Genomic DNA, 21,404 nt, shown 5'->3' on the forward strand with positions numbered 1-21,404 from the left:
AATGTAAGTAAAAAACTTATGGACTCCAGGCTTGATTACCCTTTCGACTTTACCCCATGTAGTAATAATCGCATTCAATCCCCACAAGGTCTAAACTATATCTAGGCCCCTGACTTAGGTTTAATAAGTGCAGACTCTGCAGAAACGATAGTAATACCAATCAATGCAACCATAATAAATAGGTTTACAGCCAAGCTAATCATATCAATAACTGTTTCCATTTTATAGGTAGTCTGCGTTTCATAGTATTGTGCAAGCTGCCTGGCATTCTTTTTAAGTGCCCCTGATTCTGCCCCTAGCTTAAAACGGCTTATAGCGGTGTCAGTAAATACCTCTGTTGCCTTCAGAGACTCAATAAGACCCGCCCCCTCTTTCAACATCATTTTTATAGCTACTTCTTTAATCTGTTTCTCCATGTATTTATTCCGACAAGCCTCAGCCGCTACTTTTATTACTTCAATATTTTGTCCAGACCCGCTGTAGAGGGTATAAAATACGCGTGAAAATATCTCAATACTGGTTTTATGCATCAAATCACCGATAACGGGTATTTTGATAATATTCCTATCCTTCCAGAGTTGCCCTTTTGGCGTTTGAGTCAAATAATACCAAGCAGCAGTTATCGGTGTCACAAATGAAAGTGTTAAGATAATCCAGTTTGCCTGCAACCAGTAACTTAATTCCAATGTTGCAGCGGTCATTGGGGGCAATTCAATGCCCATATCTACAAAAGCCTCAGCAGTAGCCGGGAAAATATAGCCCACATAAAACAGTATTACTCCAATAGTTGCCAGAACGGTAATAGCCGGCATCAATAGTGAACGACGCAAGTTCTTTTTAAATTCAGCATCGCGCTCCAAAAACTTAGCAGTACTTTCAAAGACCTGGGCCATATTACCACTGGTAGAGGCAACACTCAGCATATAGGCTGCAAACTCTCCAAATACATCTTTGTGTTTGCCGTAGACCTCATCTCCTTCTTTCCCATCTTTAAGATCTTTCTGGATGGTACTGATAGTTTCCCGCATCCGTTTGTTTGTGGTATCCTCATACAGAAGGTCTAAAATCTCATCAAAACTAAGCTGCTGATTAAGCAAGTCTGCACTTAAGCTAATAAAGGTAACAACCTCACTTTGCGGAACTCCTCCTTTGAAGTCAAACCACTTTTTATTAATCCGAATAACCTTATATCCCAGCTTAACAAGCGCTTTCTCAACCTCTTCTTTGGTATAAGCTTCCTGCTCTCCAGTAACAGGATCCTTTGCACCTTTTTGGACTTTATATTGGAAGGTCTGTTTTTTATCAATGGATTTAACTTTAAACCCATTTTTTCGAGATAGTTTTTCTACCCTGTTCTTTGCCTCTTTTTTGCTATCCGCCTCAAATTCCGATTTTATTTTTTTGCCCTTTGGAGAAACAGCAGTAAGTCTGAAATCAGCCATGTTTTAGATCTTGTTGTTTAAAGCTTTCCCACCAATTAATATGTTAAGCAAAAATACCTTTAATAAAAAAGGCTCTCCAGAGGGAGAGCCTTTAAATTAGTCCTATTATACCCAATACCTATTAGTTGTAGGTCGTAGTAATAGCATAAGCATCAGCACCAGCAGTTCCTACAATAGAATTACTGTTCGATGCTCCTTCAGAATATCCAGATTGACTAGATGGATAACCGGTAATTTCCAAGCTGTCACCGCTGGAAGTAACCGCAATTTCATATGTACCATTTGCATTTACGATATAACTACCGCTTATATCTCCGGGTACGCCACCCAAATTATCGATACTTATACCAGTAAAAGAGTTACCGCCACCGCCAAGTGCTTGAGGTTTCATATAGTATTGCTGGGCAGAAGATGCTATAGAAAGCATATCTTGCCGAACAGCATCTAGATTAGCACTGTCAGAAGCACTTGAGAATGTGTTAATAGCCACGACAGTCGCAATACCTACGATAATCGTTACAAGAATTACGAGTAAGAGTTGTTGTTGTCCCATGGTTTTACCTGTTTATTAGATGATTGTTTATTTATGAAACCATTCTTTATAAATAAAGTTTATGAACACCGAGTAATTCGTCAGCTCAAAAGCAAGAGTGTCAGAAAGTATATTTGTTACAAATTAAATTGTCATTTATATGATTAACCCATTGCTTAGCATTCTACAAGTTATGATATCTTAAACGATCTGCAAATGCTCTATTAACAATATTAAGGCTTCATTAAATAAATGCAAGATATATATTAAGATTTTTTAATATTTGCTAATTAGACCTCCCCATCATGACATAAACGGCGCTTATTGAGACATTTGACAAAAATAATTTGCTGCAAAAACCTTTCCTATAAGTTAATTTTTCAATACCTGAACAAGCTTTCGTTCCGAATTTGTTCTTTTCTAGAGAAATTTCAAAACAATAATTAAAGTAAAAACATTTTATTTTTACCAGTATCCCACGGTATTAATTGAAATATTTTGGCCCATAAACAGAGCAATTCTAAATTAAAATGCAATTTTTTATATACTGTATTTTCAACTTTCTGATTACAACATTAATTATGTGTGAATTAAAGATTTAAAAATTGTTATATCTGTACCAGAAACATATAATTATGTTATCAACATTGTTTAAAGGTTAGCCTGTACAGAAAAGTTAAATTTTATTAATATTAGTAACAACGTTGGTTCATAGACCTCCTACTTACTTAGGATGCTATTAATTCATCATCTACCAAACTATACACAAAATGAAAAAACGTCTCTTTTTTTTACTCCCTTTCGTTCTCCTTGCATTTATTCTTCAAAGCTGTAAATCGGGTTCTGATTCTTCTATTATTGCTGGCCAGGTTATTGAAGAAGCGAATGGTGCTCCAATCCAGGATGCTCTGGTAGAGATCACATCCCCGGAAAACCTTGCTGCTTCAGCGGAAACTGATTCATCCGGAAGCTTTTCCTTTGATGTCAATATTGCTGAAACAGCAAATATCACCCTTGAAGTGTCAAAACCAACTTACCAAACCGCCACCACAAAATTTAAGATAGGTGCTGGTAAAAGTGTGGATGATCTTACTATTCGACTAACGTCTGAAGACAGCGGTGGCGATGATGGAGGCGGAGACGATGGCGTTGGCGGCGAAGCCGGTGGTGCTCATGCTATTGAATTAACAAGCCTGAGTCGAACAAGCATAAATATTGCTGAAACAGGGGGCATAACAAATGCTTCATTCACATTTGTTGTACGTGATTCGGCAGGTAGAGCTATCAATCTTGACCATTCTGAAGAGGTAGCATTCAGTATCATTGAAAACCCCAATGGTGTTGATGCAAGCATTACTCCTGAGGTGGTAACTACAAATGCAGACGGAAAAGCGACATCTAATATCTCTGCAGGAAAAATTGCCGGAGTGGTTAAAATACAGGCCTTAATTCAACGCAGTGATATCAACGTTGCCATTCGTTCTAAACCGGTGGCTATTGCTATTCACGGTGGGTTCCCTTATGCAGATCGTACCAGTATGTCGGTTGAAAAAAGTAATTTTGAGGGACTCAATTTTGATGGTGTCAGGGATCAAATAACCGTTATTGTAGGTGACAAATACAGCAACCCCGTAAAACCGGGTACAGCCGTATACTTTGAAACTACTGCCGGCATTATTCAGGGTTCTAATACCAGACATACCGATGAAGATGGATTTGTTACCGTAGACCTCATTTCAGGTGGAGACCGATCACTACTTAACAACCATCCGACATTAGGCTATGGATATGCAGAAATAACAGCCAGCACTTTCAATGAAGCTGACCAAAAGATTACCAAAAAAGAGACAGTACTTTTTTCTGGGGGACCAACATACAATGATATAGAATTGACTCCTGCCCCCTTTTCAATTGCAGCGAACAGCAGTGTCAATTTTAGTTTAACGGTTACCGACGAAAATGATAACCCACTGCCTGCAGGTACTACCGTGTCCATTGAAGTTGCTGAAGGATTGGAAATAACAGGGGGTGGCATTGAAATTCCCAATGCCCTGCTGCCTGGTCCTGGAGTTACTGATTTTGAATTTACCGTAGCAGATGTAGATGATGAAAAATCTAATACCCAAGGAACCCAAATAACCATCACTGTTGAAACTCCAAAAGGAGTGAAAGTATCACGCTCCTTTAGTGGAGACCGCTCAAAAACCCGATAGCTTACTAATTCAATATCCAAAAGCCCTGCTTTCAAACGGCAGGGCTTTTCTTTTTTGTTATAAATCCTACTTTCTATAAACAACCAACAATTATTATATTTGGCCTCGAAAATAATTACAACAATATTTAATATATGGAAGCGCCTTATACTCCTGAGGAGTACAACAAAGATCTTGATAATATAAACTGGGTAAGCGGGATACCTTTTATTCTTTTACATATAAGCTGTCTGCTTATTTTCTTCGTTGGTTTTAGCTGGATAGCCCTTATTGCTCTTGTGTTTACTTATACTATTAGAATGTTTGGTATAACTGCCGGTTTTCACCGCTATTTTTCGCATCGTTCATTTAAAACATCCCGCCCTTTTCAGTTTGTACTTGCTTGGTTAGGTACCGCTTCGGCGCAAAAGGGTCCCTTGTGGTGGGCTGCTCACCACCGTCATCATCATAAGCACTCCGATACGGAAAAAGATGTTCACTCCCCTGTGAAAAGAAGTTTTTGGTGGTCACATGTAGGATGGATACTGAGTAATCGCTTTAAGGATACTAATTTCAAAATGGTTAAAGACTTAAAGAAATTTCCAGAGCTAAAATATTTAAACAAATACCACCTCATCCCCCCAATTCAATTAGCTATAGGCACCTTTGTGGCGGGAGAACTTCTCAACGCATATTTCCCTTCGTTGGGTACCTCCGGCTTCCAGCTTCTTGTATATGGTTTTGTTATCAGTACCGTGCTACTTTATCATGGTACTTTTACAGTCAATTCTCTTGCTCATGTTTTTGGCAAACGCCGTTTCGAAACAAATGACGACAGCCGTAATAACTGGTTCATCTCCTTAATAACATTGGGTGAAGGATGGCATAACAATCATCACCGCTTTCCTTCCTCTGAACGACAGGGCTTTTATTGGTGGGAATTTGATATCTCACATTATGCTCTTAAAATACTTTCTTGGTTTCGTTTAGTTTGGGACTTGCGCGTTCCACCCAAAAGAGTTTATGCAGAAAATAAGATTTTTAAACGTCCCCCTGAAGTTATTGAACATCCCCAAGGACGATAAATACTATAGAATCATCCAAGATATATTTATATTACCTCATTCGATTACATTAACGCATTAGTTTGATTTTATTGATCTATGGATATTGAAACACCCGCCGACGAATTTAAAGACGTATCATACAACGACTCTTCTTTTGATGAACTCAAAAAGCATCTCGTCAGTGAGATTGACAATAAGCACCATCATCTATGCCTTTTTTTGGGGACTTATAAACCTAACAAAGAAATTGCATTAGAAGATTTGGCTTCAACTCTCGACCGAGAAGTTAAATTTATTGATACTTCTGAGCTTGTAGGGCGTGTTGAATCCGAAACATTTGAACAGCTGGACCACTTCTTTAAAGGGCTGGAAGAGTCGGATGAAATTCTATATTTCGATAATGGAGACAAACTTTGTGGTGTCTATACCGGTAATACTCACTCTCGCGTTAAATATGCCACGCCGGAAGAGCGACATTTTCTTAAAAAGGTAAAAGCCTTCGAAGGATTGGTTATTGTTGATATTCCCGAATACATCGACGCTGACAAAACATTGCGTCGTGCTGCTCAATCCATTGTATCTTTTGAATTGCCCAAATCTACGTTCAAACGATTTATGTGGCACCTAAAGAATTATTCCTTCAATGGTAATGACCTTAAGACCAAACGTCCCAAAGCAGATTTGGAAATTACCTAGATTAACAACTTCTGCTTTACTTGTAAAGCGGTGGCCATTCAAGGCTACCGCTTTTGTTATTGCTGCAAAAAAGCTTCCCGCCTGTCTTCTTTAAAAGATTAATACTTATTATTTCTATTCAATAGATCTATAAAAAATATAGCTACAATAGCACTATTGTCCCACCAGTGCCATTATGGTTTTGAAAGACTTTCAAAGACAATATTACTACTGCACAAATCTAGTTCCTGCGCGATAGTTATTGGGTATAAACGCTATTCTAGTAGTAGATGGGTACTCCGTTCAAATTATAACGGATTGATAAACCTCTCAACAAATAACAATCTTCACAAGATGACTGTACCATCCATCCAATATTTTTTATTAGCAAAACAAATCTATACCCCAAGTGTAGAAAGTACGATAATCTTTTAGAAAACACGTTTTACCCCATACCTTCAACTTGTAACCCATGGGTGTATCTGCTATCTTCGACTTGAAACACAAAGCAATTTATCAATTAACTTTTTAAAGCAGTTTTATGGCTATCAAAGTAAAGTTAGATACTGGCGGACGTCGAGGAAAAACGGTTACAATGATCAGTAATATTCAGCACAACCCACAGGTTATAGAAAAGTTGGAAAAAAAGCTGAAGCAGAAATGTGGTGCCGGCGGTACCAGTTATGCCAAAACGATAGAAATTCAGGGTGATCACGTTGATAAAGTACGCAAATATCTGAAGGATGAAGGCTATAACGTAAAATAACAACCACTACGCCCTTATTATCCAATTGGCAATCTCCTTTTAAAAAATTAAATAGTCATGAATCTTAATATCTCAGACAAAGAGTACAAAGAAATTCTTGAACAGATAGAAAGTGAAGACAGTCCGGTAGGTATTGATGCCGGAAAAACCCATGTGCTGATTCTACAAAAGCTCATGCGATTAGAACAACGATTGGAAGCCCTTGAAATGCGCTTTTTTGAAGAAGAGGAATAGAGGCATTTGTAAGACCAACCTTTCCATCGTTCTTTATTTTAAAAACTTTAGAAAAAAAGGTGCAGCTTAGATGCTGCACCTACAAAGGACCATCATTTCTTAAAGATTCACTTTACTTTCACGCTTGGGATCCAAGTCATAGAGTGACGATACGGTAGCCTGTACTGTTTTATACCAATCGTTACCATACTTATCATTAATCTCATAGAAATCAGAGAAATCCGGCTTACGGACTTTCATCTTCCATTCCTGATTCTTGGCCTTATACACAGGATCAACATGTAACAGCTGGTGAAAAACAACCATTTCCCGAGTTTTTTGATCGAGCATATCCCACATTTCTCCGGATATTTCAATCAGATAGTTATTACCCGAGTAATATTCAACCTCTCGAGAGGCTTTTTTACATTTAGCAGCTTTATACTTTGACAGGTTAGGATATACCAAGAAGTATCCTATTTCAGCAGGACCAAAATCCAAACTTTCCCGCTCTATTACCATTTCGGCAATCTTTTCTACTTCAGGAGATTCCATCAGCTGCTTATTACTGTGGGCAATAGTATCGCCTGGCTTTAAAAAATCATTATCTTTCATTGAACGCAGTTCTCATTTGAAATTCAAATTTTCAGGAGTCCAAAGGTATCATTCTGTGAGCTTCTTTTCACCTGTTTTTAGAGATGATTCTGCGCAAATAATTAATCTGTCCCAAGTGGTAGTTAAGGTGACCATATAAATGAAGAAGCGCCCCTTTCTTAGTATCTCCAAAGGGTAAATTAAGAGAAAAATCCTCCTTTAGATCTCCCTCTAACGATGAAAAAATCGTATCCAGCTTTTGCCGTAATGATTTCACCTGTGCAATTATCTCCTCTTTGGGTTTCCCAGTATTAGTGAACTCTTGTTCACGATCTCGTTGATAGTCGGTACCTCCCATTCCATGACCTATAAAATGGTTGAGATTGCCCACCAAGTGTTGTGCTAATACTCCACAACTATTTGTAACACCTTCCGGGACTTCCCAGAGCTTGGCTTCGGGTATAACCTCTAGATTCTCTATAAGCCTCTTCAAATCACGTTTATAAAGGGTGTGCAGATCTTCAATGACTGAGCTCATAATTTGATCCTCATTTATGTTAAAACTCTTCTAACTGACAATTGGGACAGAAATAAATTTTTCTTCCCCCGGTTTTTTCCTCTTCTATGACACGTCCACATTTGTGACAGCGGTCATCGGTTCGTTTGTATACAAAGTGACGAAATTCCGACCTGCTTGCCCCCTCCCGTTTCAGTGCTTCTACAATAGAAGGGTCATTCGTTATCCCCCCGGTTTCATACGAACGCACCGTCAGCTTAACTGTAGCTTCGGCTAACGCTTCTTTTTTCTCTTTAGAATATTCCCGAAGCTTCTTGTGGGGATTAACTTTAGCATAGAACATAATTTCACTACGCAGGTAATTGCCAATTCCGCTTACAAAGCCCTGATCTAATAATAAGGTCGTAAGCTTGCGATTTTTAAACTCATCAGAAGTGAACTGAGCTAAAATTTCATCATAGGTCGTATCCGGATGTAAAACATCAGGCCCCAACTTCTTTATATAAGGGTGTGCCGATATATCCTGTTTATCAAGCATCTCAATTTCAGAAGCGGAATATAGATAAGCAGATTTTTCTTCATTGTGGATTGCTACTCTTAAAGACCTGTTTGTATCAGGTTGTTGCCCATTATCACTGAACATCCACTTACCATAAAGTTGATTATGACTATACATTACGATATCCCCTTCAAAAAAGGTAAGAATCGCTTTCCCCCGGGCTTCAACATTTTTTATATTTTTCCCTTTTAGCTTTGATTCGTAATCCTTTAATTCATCAAAAGCGAAATAAAGGTCAGTAATAGTATTATCTTGCAGATATTCAGTTAATAAATCAGCGGTTCTCCAAATTTCAGGACCTTCGGGCATAATAAAAGTTTAGTATTTAAATTTAATTTATAGTACGTTAATTACAATTCAACGGTTTTATGATTCGATCCATGATAGCAATAGCTGCCGGTTATTTTTCCATAGCAGCTACCAATGGTTTTGTACACCTGATAGTATCCTTTTATTTTAAATCAACGATTACCCTGAGTGGAGTAGCAAACTTACCATCTGTAACATGGACAGCTGGAATAACGGCATTACAGTTGGCTATCGGGTTATTTGGGGGCTTACTTGCCAGCACCATTGCAGATAAAGAAAAACATCTGGCTACCCTTGGTCTCATTTTACTGCTGGTTATTATTGGGTTAACAAATTACACAATGTTAAACGAACGAGAACCCATTTGGTACCTAATAACAGCTCCTGCACTCAGGGTTACAGGGGTATTCTTCGGATATAAACTACAAATACAACAGTTGCAAGGTACAACATCATGAAGTTAAAGTTAACTGCTTTATTAATCGTTGGAGTTACCTTTTGGGGTTGCGCTCCTACTCAAGATAACCATTCAGCCTTTGAAAACCCTGCACCTGAAAACAGTCGATATCCCTTTCTATACAGTAGTTCTGATGTACTGTTTATGAGTTGGTTACATCAAGAAGATGAAAGAAGCAACTTACAATATTCTCAATACATGGATGGCAGCTGGAGTACTCCTAAAACTATAGCCACTGATTCTTCATGGTTTGTAAACTGGGCAGACTACCCCTCCATTATTGCTCATGATGGCAAACCCATGGCTGCCCACTGGTTAAACAAAATAGAAGGCGGCACTTATTCATATAATGTGAACATTTCTACAGTAACGGCCAATGGTAAGTGGAAACCAGCCGTCGTCCCCCATCTCGACAGTACTGCTACTGAGCACGGTTTTGTGTCAATGGTCCCGTGGAATGAATCTACGATTTTAGCTGTATGGCTTGATGGGCGGCAGACCGCCAACCGATCTGAAAATGAATATTATGACATTGACAAAGCAATGACTCTGCGGGGAGCTATTATCAACAAGAACAGAAAGATAGGAGAAAAGTTTGTAATAGATAATGCTGTTTGTGATTGTTGCCAAACATCCCTTGTACCTACCCAGGAAGGGGCTATTATAGCCTATAGGAACCGCACCGATGATGAAATAAGGGATATTAAGATCAGCCGATTTGATGGGCATAAATGGTCGGAACCCAAGGCTGTATATGAAGATGATTGGAAAATAGCTGCTTGCCCGGTAAATGGTCCCAGTGTAGTAGCTGAAGGTGATATTGTTGCAGTTGCATGGCATACCGGTGCCAACGATAAACCAAAAGCCAAAGTAGCAATATCAACTGATGGCGCTAATAATTTTAGCAAACCCATTGTATTGAATAATCATACTTCAATAGGTCGTGTTGATGCAGTGCTTCACAATGAACATATATACGTATCGTGGGTCGAAGAAGGAAAAAGCAAGCCACGGTTAAAACTCAAAGCTATTAATAGTAGCGGTGAGGTTGTAAGCCACCAAACTATTGACGAAATAAAAAGAAGTAGAAAGACCGGTTTTCCACGGATGGAACGCCATCGAGACCATCTCATTTTTGCCTGGACAAAAGCTGATACTGCCCAAACGGCTATTATTACAAAAAAAATAACGCTGCCGGTAAAGGATTAAAAAACTATTTTCCAGCAGCTAACGACTATTTACTTAGGCAAGGTTGTCGATTTCTTCCGCTTCTTTATTTCGCCATTCAGAGAGTTGATTCAAGATCTGATTACGGATGTGTTCTGAAAATGCCCGTGTATCTTGTATATCATAATTATCTGCAGAAACGGGTTCCAGTATCTTCAATTTTATTTGTTTTGCCATCCCGAATTTCCAGCTTCTTTTGGGCAGGGTATTTTGGGTTCCGTCTATTACCATTGGTAAAATAGGTTTCTGCTCTCTGATTGCCAGCTCAAAAGCTCCGCGCGTAAATGCGTTAAGCTTACCATTTCGAGAACGAGTACCCTCAGGGAAAAAGATAACCGAACAACCTTTTTCCAGGTAAAAACGAGCCTGCTCAAATGTTTTTTCTTTACGGTCTGCAGCTCTCCTATCTACAGAAATATCACCGGCCAGTTTCATCATCCATCCTATTACGGGGGTATCAAATAGTTCTTTTTTTGCAACCCATTTCATCTCCCAAGGTAAATTAGAAATCAATGGGATATCAGCTTGCGAAAGGTGGTTACAAACCATTATGTAGGGCTCACGGTCGTCAATATCAACATTGCCAGTAATACTGATCTGCCAATTCGGATTAATTTTTGATATCGCATGTCCCAATTTTCTAAACAGCTTTCCGGTACGATAATGTGCCTTATCTCGGTCGAAGAAACGGGTTATTGCCAACAGTGGTAACCATAGTAAGATCAACAAAACAACACCCAACCAAATTAGCAGGGATTTCAATCCTTCCCACATAATATTTATGAACCAATTTTAGGAATAAAACTCTTGATAATACCCCAAAATCCTTTGGCCGGTTTTAAGGCATTTCTATTTCTGGAAACCGCCTTTTCAATCACTTCGGGCTGGAAGAAATTCTCTTCTTCAGAGTCTTTACGATGACGCTCTAAAATTTTCTGAGCTTTCTCCTTAACTTCTTCTGAACTGGGAGCTTTCTTATTTGAGTCATTCCCTTTTGATGTCTGCTGATCTTTGGTATCACGTTTTGTCTCACGTCCATTTGAAGAAGAGGAAGATTCATCTTGCTTCTTTTTCTTTTCCCTTTTTGATCCGGGACGTGGAGGCCGTGGCTTGCGTGTATCTTTAGAAGATTTCTTTTCAGCTTTTTTAGAATCCTTTTTGCTTTTCGCAGCATCATCCTGCTTTGCTTTTTCGCCCTCATCCGTTTTCGCCTGGGCCGGTTTAGAGGACCCTTTGCTGGCTGAAGAAGACCTCTTTTTATGCTTATCACGGCTTTCTTCTTTCTTTCTGCCGGATTTAGATGCACCACTGCTTTTTTTATCAGAAACCTCTTTTACTGTCAGCTGGTCGCCTACTACATTCTTAATGGCATGGTAATACTTTTTATCCTTATTGCTGACAAACGTAATGGCCGTTCCTTTTTTGTCATATCGCCCCGTTCTTCCGATACGGTGAATATAATCCTCCGGATTATTGGGCACATCGAAGTTAACAATCAACGAGACATCGTCAATATCAATACCGCGTGAGAGCACATCAGTAGCTACCATCACGGGATGCGTCTTATTCTTAAACTTGCGCAGAGCCTCATTGCGCTCCTGCTGGTCACGATCGCCATGCATGCTTACCGCATTTACACCACGCTTTTTGAGCATACGCTCAACCTCATCGGTACCTCTTCGGGTTGCACAAAAAACAATAGCCGTTTTATACTTATCAGCATCAAAAAGCTGCTCAAACAAGCCCAACTTCTTTTTGGGATGTACAAAATAGATCTGCTGGTCTACGCTGTCGGCCGGTTTAGAGACTTCAAACTCAACTTCTGCAGGGTTTTTCATGACTTCATCCACCACCTTCTGCACTTCGTCTACCATCGTAGCAGAAAATAGCATCGTCTGCCGATCCAAAGGGAGCTGCTTGACGATCTTCATCACATCCGGCAAAAAGCCCATATCCAGCATACGGTCGGCTTCATCAAGCACCAGGTACTCAAGTCCACTAAAATCAATGTTCAGTACATTCATCTGGTCGATTAACCGTCCTGGAGTAGCAACAATAATATCTACTCCCGCGCGTATTGCTTTCACCTGTGTGCCATAGTCACTGCCACCGGTCACCGTTGCTGATGTAACCCCGGTATGATATCCAAGGGCGAAGATCTGTTCTTCTATCTGCTGTGCCAGTTCACGGGTTGGCGACAAAATTAAAGCCTGAGTATGCTCCGATTTATTTTTTATAATCTTTTGAAGCAAGGGAATAACAAAAGCCCCTGTTTTACCCGTACCGGTTTGGGCAGCCCCAATTACATCCTGCCCATTTAGAATCAATGGTATACATTCTTCTTGGATGGGGGTTGCTTCCTCATACCTAAGGTCGCGTAATCCCATCATAAGCTCGTTGCTCAGTTCAAACTTCTCAAATTTCAAAAGTGGTGTGTGGCTTAATTAACAGTTATCATGATATGCGAATAAGAAGCCCAAGATACGATTTTATAAGCAATTCACTTAATGTAGCTGTAAATTTTTTTACGGATGAAAATTTAAATAACTTCGACATGAATTAAGAACACAAAAATTTATCTATAACCGATGAAATCAATGAAATTAACGATTAAAACATTCTGTCTTTTCTTGGCAGGATCATTTCTATTAATAGGATGCAACTCAAATTCCGGTTCTTATGGCGACGTATCCTTGGAAACCCAGATTGATAGTGTAAGCTACAGCATGGGATACCAAATGGGTGCTATGTCACTAAAGCCACAAGGCATGACTGATGTAAAACCGGAGCTTTTGACTGCGGGTATTAAAGCTGCGCTTGAAGATACTACTGCTAAATTGTCTAGCAGTGAGATGCAACGTATTGTACGCCAATACCAGATGAAGGCTCAGCAGAAAATGCAGCAAAAGCGCATGAAAAAGGGCGAAGAAAATGCTAAAAAAGGCGAAGAATTTCTTGCTGAAAACAAGGAAAAAGAAGGCATAGAGGTTACTGACAGCGGCCTACAGTATAAAGTCCTTGAAAAAGGATCTGGCGTATCTCCTGATTCAACAGATGAAGTTAAGGTACACTATAAAGGTACCTTACTTGATGGTGAAGTTTTTGACAGCTCATATCAGCGAGGTGAACCTGTTACTTTTCCGTTGAATAAAGTAATCGCCGGTTGGACCGAAGGCGTTCAATTAATGAAAGAAGGTGCTAAGTATAAGTTCTTCATTCCCGGCAACCTTGCCTACGGCACCCAACCTCCCCAACGTGGACCTATTGGTGTTAATGAAACTCTCATTTTTGAAGTTGAATTGTTAGAGGTAAATCCTGAGAGTTCCTCAAACTAGATCTTATTATTAGTTTCTTAAAAAGAAGCCGGCAGGAATATTTCCTGCCGGCTTCTTTAATATATTTAGTCAGCTAAATAAAAATTATCTGTAGATTCCTATTAAAATATTTCTACCAGTGCCCAAAGAGTATACCTTATAACTTAGAAACCCTTGATTATTCAAGACCACTTCCTATTAGTTCAAACAATTCTTTCTTATCGGTATCAAAGTGAGAATTGTAATCCTTAATACTACGATTCACCACTTCTTTTGCCTCTTTTCCACCATAGATATGGGTAATCTCTACCTCCCTTTTTTTATCGCTAAATGGACGCTCTTTATAAGTCAGGAAATAGTGTGACAAGCGTTCAATGATATGTTTGGGCACATCTTTTATATCATTCATATCCCCAAATGATGCATCCCCTTTCATAACAGCTATAATTTTATCATCAGCTTCTTCCCCATCGATCATACGAAAACCGCCTACAGGTATAGCATCCAGTATTAAATTGCCGTGCGGTATATTTCGTTCTGTGATCACACAGATATCCAGGGGATCCTGGTCTCCTTTTACTGTTGAACGGCCTGTCTTTTCAGCACAGTAATTACCGACTTGTTCGGCACATAAGGTTTGGGGGATAAATCCATACGGTAAGGGACAAATATTTGAAAAGCGCTGCGGACGATCGACTTTAAGATACCCGCTTTCTTTATCCAGCTCATATTTCATCGTATCACCGGGTACAATTTCAATAAATACTTTAACGACATCGGGTTTATCTTCCCCAATATCTATTCCATGCCATGGATGCGGTTTGGAAAATAGTTTAGTGAGTTTTAGAAACCTGCGAATTTGAGATCTATTCATTCTCTTTTGTTTTAATAGTTTATTAGTGCTTGAAAGATAACGACTTTAACACAATTAATTGGAAGTCATTCCGAATAATAAAGATGAATTTATTTTGGTTTTATTCTTCTGCATAAAATCGAATATATACCTCTCGAGCATATCTTTGATAATATTACTGCCCTTGTTCCCTGCTGATGAGTAGAAAACGAAAAAAGCGGATGATAGGAACGAAACAATTAATCTGTCATATTAAGAAATCAATGGGAGTTCTTCTTGCCCTTTAAATCCCACGCGAACCTATACCAAGAGATCCTGAACCAAGCTCAGGATGACAAGGTAGTTAGTTTTTTAAAAATGGGGGGATGAATCGCGGGAAATATGTTAGAAAAGCAACGACCGAGACAGAGCAATTCTCTGAATAAGTAATTTAACAAGTACAAAATCTACGATTCCCCCAGCAGTTTTTTTCGTCTATTTTTTGATGACAAAAAATGGACACACCCTATAGCAATAGTCCACTTTACTCTTTTTCTTCTGCCTTTGCTATACCCTGTTCTACAGGTATTCTTCCAGCTTTGCTGGTCCGACTACCGGTAAAGCGTTATTGAAAGAGGGTACAAATAGTAGTATTGATGCTATTTTTTTCCGCCTTTTGTCTTGATACAAAAGGCTCGTAAAAAATCAAGACTAAAAATTGCAGGACAGCTCCGGCCTGCAGCAGGCGCGAATTTTGATGGTCCGTTACACTCATAAATTATTTTAAACGTCATCATCGGTACAAAATACCCAACCGCCTGCTTTGCCCTTCGCTCGCAATTCGAATGTCGCTTTGGGATATCCAGTACAGAAAAGGTGGTTTAAAAACGGGGTGCTGGGATGAATCGTGGGAAATATGTTAGAAAAGCGAGGAGTTCTTTTATTTACTATACGAGCCTATTTAGGGAGATCCTGAACCAAGTTCAGGATGAGATTGCTTTTTAATTAGGGGAGTACTAATAAAGATGGGCATTACCAAAAGGGCAAAAAAATAAACAGGACCAGAATCAACCGGCCCTGTTTTGTACGTTGGCTTTTCGGGGTACAAATCGATGGTTACTAAATAGGTAACCAGGGATCAGTATGTTCAATAGTTTTACTGTAGTGCCGCAGTAATGTTCCGAATTATTTGGTTTTTTTTATTGAACAATAAAAAGGCATGAAAAAGGGGAATATTAACTATAAACCAATATTTTTAGTCCCAAAGACGGTCTTGGAGGCCTGAAGCACGCTGCAATTTCTTCTGAATTCCATTATCTAATACAGATTCTTTTCCCAATATTGTGATTGTTGTGCGCGATCTTGTGATCGCAGTATAAATCAGTTCACGGCTTAGTACCCTGGAGTCAGAATCGGGCAATACGAGCATCACTTTTTCAAATTCGGAGCCCTGACTTTTGTGAACGGTAAGCACAAAGGCCGTACTGTGTTCGGGAAGACGTCCGGGAGCAATTGCACGGACAGTATCCTCATGAGAAAAGTATACTTTAAGTTCGCCCTCTTCGTCTGGCAGGCAGAGCCCGGTATCACCATTATGGAGACGCAAACTATAATCATTAACATTGATGATAACCGGCTTTCCGGGATACCACTTCCGATATTTGGGGATCAGGTGTGCATGCTTCAATATCTGTTCTACCAGCTGATTCAAGTACTGCACGCCCCATGGACCTTGGCGATGGGCGGCCAAAATCCGCATTTGATTAAAAGCAGCCAAAGCTTCTTTTGGAGAAGAAGTATGGATGATATTCTCGAAATAGTTTTCCAGCTCATCTTCCAACAACTGTTCCAGGGTTGCATGGTCGGAAATGTCTACCAGTGATAAGTTCGAATAGCCGGAATCACCGAGTACTTGCAGCGCTTCTTCTGTTTTGCCCCTGTTAACATAGTCAGCAAGCTGTCCAATACCGCTGTCGGATTCAAACCGGTAACTTTTTGTGAGCAAAGTAATATTATCCGTTAATGGATCAGGGGATTCTGCAATATTCTTTTCGGGGACAGACAAACCGACCTGATGCAAATCCCGGGCAAAAGCTTTTGTAAAGTGATTTTGATCAACACTGCAGATATCGCCCAGTACCGAGCCCGCTTCTACCGAAGCCAGCTGATCTTTATCGCCCAGCAGAATCAGGCGGCAGTCTGCGAGCAAGGCCTCCATCAGCTTGCTCATCAGCGCCTGGTCGACCATTGAGGCCTCATCAACGATGACGGTATCGTAGGGTAAGGGGTTGTCGCTGTGGTGTTTAAAAGCTGCGGTATGTCGACGGGCGCCCAATAGCTGATGGATCGTGACCGCTTCGTCGGGAACGGCGGCCCGAATCTCTTCGGAAACGTTAAGTTCTTCTTTGGCAGCGGCAATGGCATCCTTGAGCCGGGCAGCGGCCTTGCCCGTGGGAGCAGCCAGCGCGATATTGATGCTTCCCTCCCGCTCCTGCTGCTGTTCGAGCAGCAGAGCCAAAATGCGTACCACCGTAGAGGTCTTGCCGGTTCCGGGTCCCCCGGAAATGATCGACAGTTTATGATACAGGGCACTTACCGCCGCTACCTGCTGCCAGTCGGGCTGCTGGGTGGAATGGGCAAATAACCTGTCCAGACCGTCCTTTAATCGCTCCCGGTCGATATCTTCAGCCTTTTCGGTGCTCCTGGTGATCAGCTCTTGGGCCAGTACATCTTCGTAATGCCACAGCTTATGGAGGTAGAGCCGGTCGCTGTCATCCAGAATGAGCGGACAAAATTCGCCCGGTGAACCCACGGCAGGACTCCCGGCCAATAGCTGACGCCAGTGCTGCAGGTCCGGGGGCGAAATTTCTGCTTCGGTATCCTCATCAACAAAAAGACGTTGCCCGGCAAAGCGACCCAGCTCCATACAGACATTCCCCTGGCTATAGTTGTAACTGGTCAGGCAGGCCGCCAGCAATACCGCCTCGTCAATATCGGGGTGCTCACTTTTCAAGAACCGGCAGATCTCCAGATCGATATCGCGGATGATATCCTCGCTGCGAAGGGTCGAAAGCTGTTCTATGATATTATTCATCTTCCCCTCCCCGGATATAGGTATTGAGCTGTTCAATCGTTTCTGCTGCAGGTTTATCATAGAAAATGCCTTCATTGCCTTGCGGATTCATGCCCCGCAGAAAGAGATAGAATGCACCGCCGAAATGCTGCTCGTAGGAGTAGCCCGGCAGTCTTTTGCTGAGAAAACGATGCAGTGCTACGGTATAAATGTGATACTGTAGATCGTAAGAGGCCTCCTGCATCTCCTCACGGAGGTGCTCCCGGCTATAGTCTTTAACCGAGTCGCCCAGGTAGTTTGTTTTATAATCCAGCAGGTAGTATTTACCGCTGTATTCAAAGGTAAGGTCGATAAACCCTTTGAGGTAGCCCGATTCAGCCCGTCCGCTTCCGCCTGCTGAATGTCCATTGGCGCGTATAATAGAAAGCAGCTTTTGCGCCTCGATATGATCGTTCTGATAATAAAACTCCATCTCGGGAATCATCTGCCGGGATTCCAGGGCCGACAGGCAAAGCGTACTGTCGGTTTCCAACAGCGGCTTTTCTACCACCGTCTGCAGCATTTCTGTTACCACCTCTTCCCAGTTGGTATCGATGCCAAAGGTCTGCAGGTTTTTCCGTATCACCGCACCGGCCTCTTGGGGACGGGCAAAGTCGGTATCCTCATCCTCAAAAATATTGTGGATACAGGTTCCGGGCTGCGGCCCTTTGGGAAAGGTAAAAATGTTCTTCTCTTCATTCTCCTGTTCGGGAGCGGCCGCAGGCTCATCGATATACTGGTCATAGTCGGGCATGTCGGGATCGTCCTCTTCTGTAATGCTGGTCAGTGATGAGAAGCTTGACACCCGGTAGCTGGTTGTGAGCGGACGATCACGGTCAAAGGTTCGTGCTTTGAGCCTGGGCTTGGCGTTGTCGAGTCCCGGGAATTCGAGCTGTGGACTTTCGGTAACCTCAGGCTCCTGCTTGAGCGTAAACAGCTGGGGATAACGGGTACACAGTTTTTCGATACGGTGATGCATCTGGTCGCCCGACCATTCCACCTTGGGCCCGTATTTTACTTTTTTCTTGAGCAGTGCATCGGCCTGTTGCAGATCTTGCAGCAGGTAACCCAGGGATGAAAATTCAGCAGCCTTGGCAAATTGCCAGGTGAGGTAGAGACATTGCTGGGCGCGGGTCATAGCAACATACGCCAGCCGCAGGCTTTCGGCCTGCTCTTCTCGCTGTGCATAAAAACGTTTTTCTGCGCGATTATCGTCAGATTTGCCGTGCAGATCCAGGTAGGTGGTTTCTGTTTCATCGGGACGATGGTATACCAGCGGCTGTCCGCTGTCAGATATGCGCGGTCCGTGCCATAAAAAGGGACAAAAGACCACGGGATACTGCAGGCCCTTACTTTTGTGCATCGTCACAATTTTGACCAGTTCCTCGTCACTTTCCAGCCGCAGCTGCTCCTCATCGCTTGTATTAGCACTATTTTCTTTGCGCTTGCGAACCAGCCAGTGCAGCAGGCTTCGGGTGCCTTCTTTGCGATGCTGTGCCTCCTCTTGCAGTAACTCACCCAGGTGAAGCAGGTTAGTAAGTCGCCGTTCCCCATCGGGATATTTGATACTGTGCTCTGTTACCTGCAGCTCTGCCAGCAGCGATCGGTACATAGCCGCAAACCCTTCTTGCTGCCACCTTTTGTGCCAATCCGCAAATTGCTGCAGTACCTTTACCCACTGCTCTTCATCATCTTCGATGGCATAAAGTTCTTCTGTAGAATAGCTTGTGAGTGGTAACGCCAGGGCTGTTTTCACCAGTGTTTCATTCGCCGGTTCCGCTACCGCTTTCAGGAGCTGGGTAAGCTGGGCGGCTTCCTCACTTTCAAATACACTTTTATCGCTGTGACGTACACTTTTGATATCGCGCTCTTGTAGCGCTTCGCTGATCAGGTCGGCCTGCTTGTGGCGGCGAACGAGTACCGCGATATCTTTGGCCTGCAGCGGTCGGTCGCCTATAATAATATCGCCTTTCTTGGCGCCCTCCAGCAGGCGGTAGATCTCATCGGCGGTATCTTCGGCCACCTGTTCTTTGGCAGATTCTTTTGTCATCTGATCCTGCCCGGGCTCCGAGAGACGTCGGAAACGGATGGGCGGTCGCACCCGACCGTGTTCTTTGAGCATATCATACTTTTTCTCGGGCCACCCCCACTCTACCTTTTGATAGGCGATATCATCGCCCACCACAAAGGGATTTTCATGTCCGCCCCAGAAAGCGTTGAGTCCGCGCAGCAGGTCGGGCGTTGAGCGGAAGTTGCGATCCAGTCGATAGCGATTTTCTTTGGGGGCGTCTTCGCGCGCTTTGATATAGGAGTAGACATCGGCCCCGCGAAAGCTGTAGATCGACTGCTTGGGGTCCCCGATCATAAACAGCGCCCCTGTGCTGTCTTTATAGATACGCCTGAAAATATCGTACTGGTTGGGATCGGTATCCTGGAACTCATCGACCATCGCGATGGGATATTTCTCCCGCAGCCTGGCCGCCAGCTTCGCTCCCCGATCCTCTTTGAGCAGAGCATTGCGCAGCCGCAGCAAAAGATCATCGTAGGAGAGCACCTGCAGCTCCTCTTTCTTTTGATTGAGCTCTTCGCGCAGGTAGGCCAGCAACTTTTTCTTAAAGATGATATCGAAATCTTCAAATTTGGAAGCGAGCTCGCTATAGTCCTCAGCCAGCTTAAAAAACGGGTGCTGCGGCGGTTCTTGGCTGGCCGATTTCTTTAATCCCTTCTCATCGATATAGCTCTTGGTGAAGCGCTCAAATTTCTCGAAAATATTCACAGAAGGCGTCTCAGATTCAAAAATGGCATCCATACTGGCGAGCCAGCCTGATAACCAGTCCGAACGATAATTGCTCATCTCGTCGCGACTCAGCAGCTCTACAATAACCGAACGCTGATCTTCCCAGATCGCCTTCATCTCCCTGTGGAGCTCATTAAACTGCTGCAGCTGCAGATCCAACCCTTCATCGTCGATCTCCCCGGGTAAAATTTCCAGATACGGTTTACCGATATAGCTGCCCAGCTCTTTGGCCAGGGACTCCGGCCCCACCCCTTTATCGTCCAATAACTTTAGCAGCGGTTCTTTATGGGGATTTTCAGAGACCTCGGCCACCCAGCTGCGCCAGTAATCGTCCACTGCTTCCTGCACCAGCTCCGAGTCGTCTCCGATCATCTCGGCATCGTACATGGCACCGCTCTCAAAAGCCTGCTCCTGCAGCGCCTGGTAACAGAAGCCGTGAATGGTATAGACCGAGGCCTCATCAAACATACGAACGGCCTGTTCCAGCTTGGCGATTGCCTGCTGCCGGTCGATCACCTGCCCCAGCAGCTCTGTTAAAAACTGGTCGGACTCATCCTCCACGTTCCCGGTTTTAAGTACAGCAATGGATTCCCGGATACGATCGAGCAGTCGATCCTTTAGCTCTTTGGTGGCCGCTTCGGTATAGGTAACTACCAGTATTTTGCCCACGCTGATATCCTGCTCGATGAGCGCCCGGATATAGAGGGAAGTTATATTATAGGTCTTGCCCGTGCCGGCACTGGCTTCAACGAGATTGATACCCGAAAATGCGACTTCAAATGGTTTTAGCAGTTTCATA

Annotated in this window: 18 protein-coding genes; 8 read left to right on the top strand and 10 right to left on the bottom strand. The window is 42.4% G+C overall.

What is annotated here, in order from left to right:
- Nucleotides 1-101: 101 nt before the first annotated feature.
- Both FCN14_RS03965 and FCN14_RS03970 read right to left on the bottom strand, forming a co-directional pair.
- On the bottom strand, nucleotides 102-1,442 hold the full coding sequence (locus FCN14_RS03965) for a type II secretion system F family protein (RefSeq protein WP_138429784.1): 1,341 nt from the start codon (nucleotides 1,440-1,442) through the stop codon (nucleotides 102-104).
- 121 nt (nucleotides 1,443-1,563) lie between these two features.
- Nucleotides 1,564-1,995, bottom strand: coding sequence for a hypothetical protein (locus FCN14_RS03970; RefSeq protein ID WP_138429785.1), 432 nt, complete (start codon nucleotides 1,993-1,995; stop codon nucleotides 1,564-1,566).
- 749 nt (nucleotides 1,996-2,744) lie between these two features.
- On the opposite strand from FCN14_RS03970, the gene FCN14_RS03975 reads away from it, so the two are divergent.
- The 5 genes from FCN14_RS03975 (at nucleotide 2,745) to FCN14_RS15690 (ending at nucleotide 6,908) form a co-directional block, all read left to right on the top strand.
- Complete coding sequence (locus tag FCN14_RS03975) at nucleotides 2,745-4,187, top strand: carboxypeptidase-like regulatory domain-containing protein (protein WP_138429786.1); 1,443 nt, start codon at nucleotides 2,745-2,747, stop codon at nucleotides 4,185-4,187.
- Between the two features lie 134 nt (nucleotides 4,188-4,321).
- A complete protein-coding gene (locus tag FCN14_RS03980) occupies nucleotides 4,322-5,251 on the top strand; it encodes an acyl-CoA desaturase (protein ID WP_138429787.1) in 930 nt (309 codons plus the stop codon).
- A 78-nt stretch (nucleotides 5,252-5,329) separates the two neighbouring features.
- Nucleotides 5,330-5,929 carry a hypothetical protein gene (locus FCN14_RS03985; protein WP_138429788.1) on the top strand — a complete coding sequence of 200 codons (600 nt, stop codon included), beginning with the start codon at nucleotides 5,330-5,332 and terminating at the stop codon, nucleotides 5,927-5,929.
- A 520-nt stretch (nucleotides 5,930-6,449) separates the two neighbouring features.
- Nucleotides 6,450-6,674 (top strand): translation initiation factor, encoded by a 225-nt coding sequence (locus tag FCN14_RS03990; RefSeq protein ID WP_138429789.1) that lies wholly within the window; start codon nucleotides 6,450-6,452, stop codon nucleotides 6,672-6,674.
- A gap of 57 nt (nucleotides 6,675-6,731) precedes the next feature.
- A complete protein-coding gene (locus FCN14_RS15690; RefSeq protein ID WP_171032745.1) occupies nucleotides 6,732-6,908 on the top strand; it encodes a hypothetical protein in 177 nt (58 codons plus the stop codon).
- A gap of 99 nt (nucleotides 6,909-7,007) precedes the next feature.
- Here the strand turns inward: FCN14_RS15690 and FCN14_RS03995 are convergent, their stop codons facing one another.
- The 3 genes from FCN14_RS03995 to nei form a co-directional block, all read right to left on the bottom strand.
- On the bottom strand, nucleotides 7,008-7,502 hold the full coding sequence (locus FCN14_RS03995) for a putative metallopeptidase (protein WP_138429790.1): 495 nt from the start codon (nucleotides 7,500-7,502) through the stop codon (nucleotides 7,008-7,010).
- Between the two features lie 67 nt (nucleotides 7,503-7,569).
- Nucleotides 7,570-8,019, bottom strand: coding sequence for a DinB family protein (locus FCN14_RS04000; protein ID WP_138429791.1), 450 nt, complete (start codon nucleotides 8,017-8,019; stop codon nucleotides 7,570-7,572).
- Nucleotides 8,020-8,038: 19 nt separating this feature from the next.
- Nucleotides 8,039-8,866, bottom strand: coding sequence for an endonuclease VIII (gene nei / locus FCN14_RS04005; protein WP_138429792.1), 828 nt, complete (start codon nucleotides 8,864-8,866; stop codon nucleotides 8,039-8,041).
- Between the two features lie 59 nt (nucleotides 8,867-8,925).
- Between nei and FCN14_RS04010 the strand changes: the two genes are divergently transcribed.
- Both FCN14_RS04010 and FCN14_RS04015 read left to right on the top strand, forming a co-directional pair.
- Nucleotides 8,926-9,324 carry a hypothetical protein gene (locus FCN14_RS04010; RefSeq protein WP_138429793.1) on the top strand — a complete coding sequence of 133 codons (399 nt, stop codon included), beginning with the start codon at nucleotides 8,926-8,928 and terminating at the stop codon, nucleotides 9,322-9,324.
- Complete coding sequence (locus FCN14_RS04015) at nucleotides 9,321-10,532, top strand: exo-alpha-sialidase (protein WP_138429794.1); 1,212 nt, start codon at nucleotides 9,321-9,323, stop codon at nucleotides 10,530-10,532. The genes FCN14_RS04010 and FCN14_RS04015 overlap by 4 nt, the downstream gene beginning before the upstream one ends.
- A gap of 33 nt (nucleotides 10,533-10,565) precedes the next feature.
- Here FCN14_RS04015 and FCN14_RS04020 read toward each other — a convergent pair whose 3' ends face one another.
- Nucleotides 10,566-11,324, bottom strand: a complete 759-nt coding sequence (locus tag FCN14_RS04020; RefSeq protein ID WP_138429795.1) for a lysophospholipid acyltransferase family protein — start codon at nucleotides 11,322-11,324, stop codon at nucleotides 10,566-10,568.
- Nucleotides 11,325-11,329: 5 nt separating this feature from the next.
- Nucleotides 11,330-12,976 carry a DEAD/DEAH box helicase gene (locus FCN14_RS04025; protein ID WP_246043096.1) on the bottom strand — a complete coding sequence of 549 codons (1,647 nt, stop codon included), beginning with the start codon at nucleotides 12,974-12,976 and terminating at the stop codon, nucleotides 11,330-11,332.
- A 162-nt stretch (nucleotides 12,977-13,138) separates the two neighbouring features.
- On the opposite strand from FCN14_RS04025, the gene bamJ reads away from it, so the two are divergent.
- A complete protein-coding gene (gene bamJ, locus FCN14_RS04030) occupies nucleotides 13,139-13,885 on the top strand; it encodes a BamJ family beta-barrel-assembly machinery protein (RefSeq protein WP_212747561.1) in 747 nt (248 codons plus the stop codon).
- A gap of 157 nt (nucleotides 13,886-14,042) precedes the next feature.
- Here bamJ and FCN14_RS04035 read toward each other — a convergent pair whose 3' ends face one another.
- From FCN14_RS04035 to recB, 3 genes are all read right to left on the bottom strand, one after another.
- Nucleotides 14,043-14,738 carry an inorganic pyrophosphatase gene (locus FCN14_RS04035; RefSeq protein WP_138429797.1) on the bottom strand — a complete coding sequence of 232 codons (696 nt, stop codon included), beginning with the start codon at nucleotides 14,736-14,738 and terminating at the stop codon, nucleotides 14,043-14,045.
- A gap of 1,213 nt (nucleotides 14,739-15,951) precedes the next feature.
- Nucleotides 15,952-17,865, bottom strand: coding sequence for an exodeoxyribonuclease V subunit alpha (gene recD, locus FCN14_RS04040; RefSeq protein WP_138429798.1), 1,914 nt, complete (start codon nucleotides 17,863-17,865; stop codon nucleotides 15,952-15,954).
- Complete coding sequence (gene recB / locus FCN14_RS04045) at nucleotides 17,783-21,403, bottom strand: exodeoxyribonuclease V subunit beta (protein ID WP_138429799.1); 3,621 nt, start codon at nucleotides 21,401-21,403, stop codon at nucleotides 17,783-17,785. Before recB ends, recD begins: the two co-directional genes overlap by 83 nt.
- Nucleotide 21,404: the final 1 nt, after the last annotated feature.

Origin of the sequence: Fodinibius saliphilus, from assembly GCF_005869845.1 — a bacterium.
Taxonomy (GTDB): domain Bacteria; phylum Bacteroidota; class Rhodothermia; order Balneolales; family Balneolaceae; genus Fodinibius; species Fodinibius saliphilus.

What these genes read in the sequence shown, in the direction of transcription:
- FCN14_RS04035 (WP_138429797.1), bottom strand. Translation starts at nt 14,738, where the DNA reads ATGAATAGATCTCAAATTCGCAGGTTTCTAAAACTCACTAAACTATTT.
- bamJ (WP_212747561.1), top strand. Translation starts at nt 13,139, where the DNA reads ATGAAATCAATGAAATTAACGATTAAAACATTCTGTCTTTTCTTGGCA.
- FCN14_RS03965 (WP_138429784.1), bottom strand. Translation starts at nt 1,442, where the DNA reads ATGGCTGATTTCAGACTTACTGCTGTTTCTCCAAAGGGCAAAAAAATA.
- FCN14_RS04020 (WP_138429795.1), bottom strand. Translation starts at nt 11,324, where the DNA reads ATGTGGGAAGGATTGAAATCCCTGCTAATTTGGTTGGGTGTTGTTTTG.
- FCN14_RS03985 (WP_138429788.1), top strand. Translation starts at nt 5,330, where the DNA reads ATGGATATTGAAACACCCGCCGACGAATTTAAAGACGTATCATACAAC.
- FCN14_RS03970 (WP_138429785.1), bottom strand. Translation starts at nt 1,995, where the DNA reads ATGGGACAACAACAACTCTTACTCGTAATTCTTGTAACGATTATCGTA.
- nei (WP_138429792.1), bottom strand. Translation starts at nt 8,866, where the DNA reads ATGCCCGAAGGTCCTGAAATTTGGAGAACCGCTGATTTATTAACTGAA.
- FCN14_RS03990 (WP_138429789.1), top strand. Translation starts at nt 6,450, where the DNA reads ATGGCTATCAAAGTAAAGTTAGATACTGGCGGACGTCGAGGAAAAACG.
- FCN14_RS15690 (WP_171032745.1), top strand. Translation starts at nt 6,732, where the DNA reads ATGAATCTTAATATCTCAGACAAAGAGTACAAAGAAATTCTTGAACAG.
- FCN14_RS03975 (WP_138429786.1), top strand. Translation starts at nt 2,745, where the DNA reads ATGAAAAAACGTCTCTTTTTTTTACTCCCTTTCGTTCTCCTTGCATTT.
- FCN14_RS03980 (WP_138429787.1), top strand. Translation starts at nt 4,322, where the DNA reads ATGGAAGCGCCTTATACTCCTGAGGAGTACAACAAAGATCTTGATAAT.
- recB (WP_138429799.1), bottom strand. Translation starts at nt 21,403, where the DNA reads ATGAAACTGCTAAAACCATTTGAAGTCGCATTTTCGGGTATCAATCTC.
- FCN14_RS03995 (WP_138429790.1), bottom strand. Translation starts at nt 7,502, where the DNA reads ATGAAAGATAATGATTTTTTAAAGCCAGGCGATACTATTGCCCACAGT.
- FCN14_RS04015 (WP_138429794.1), top strand. Translation starts at nt 9,321, where the DNA reads ATGAAGTTAAAGTTAACTGCTTTATTAATCGTTGGAGTTACCTTTTGG.
- FCN14_RS04000 (WP_138429791.1), bottom strand. Translation starts at nt 8,019, where the DNA reads ATGAGCTCAGTCATTGAAGATCTGCACACCCTTTATAAACGTGATTTG.
- FCN14_RS04010 (WP_138429793.1), top strand. Translation starts at nt 8,926, where the DNA reads ATGATTCGATCCATGATAGCAATAGCTGCCGGTTATTTTTCCATAGCA.
- recD (WP_138429798.1), bottom strand. Translation starts at nt 17,865, where the DNA reads ATGAAGGCATTTTCTATGATAAACCTGCAGCAGAAACGATTGAACAGC.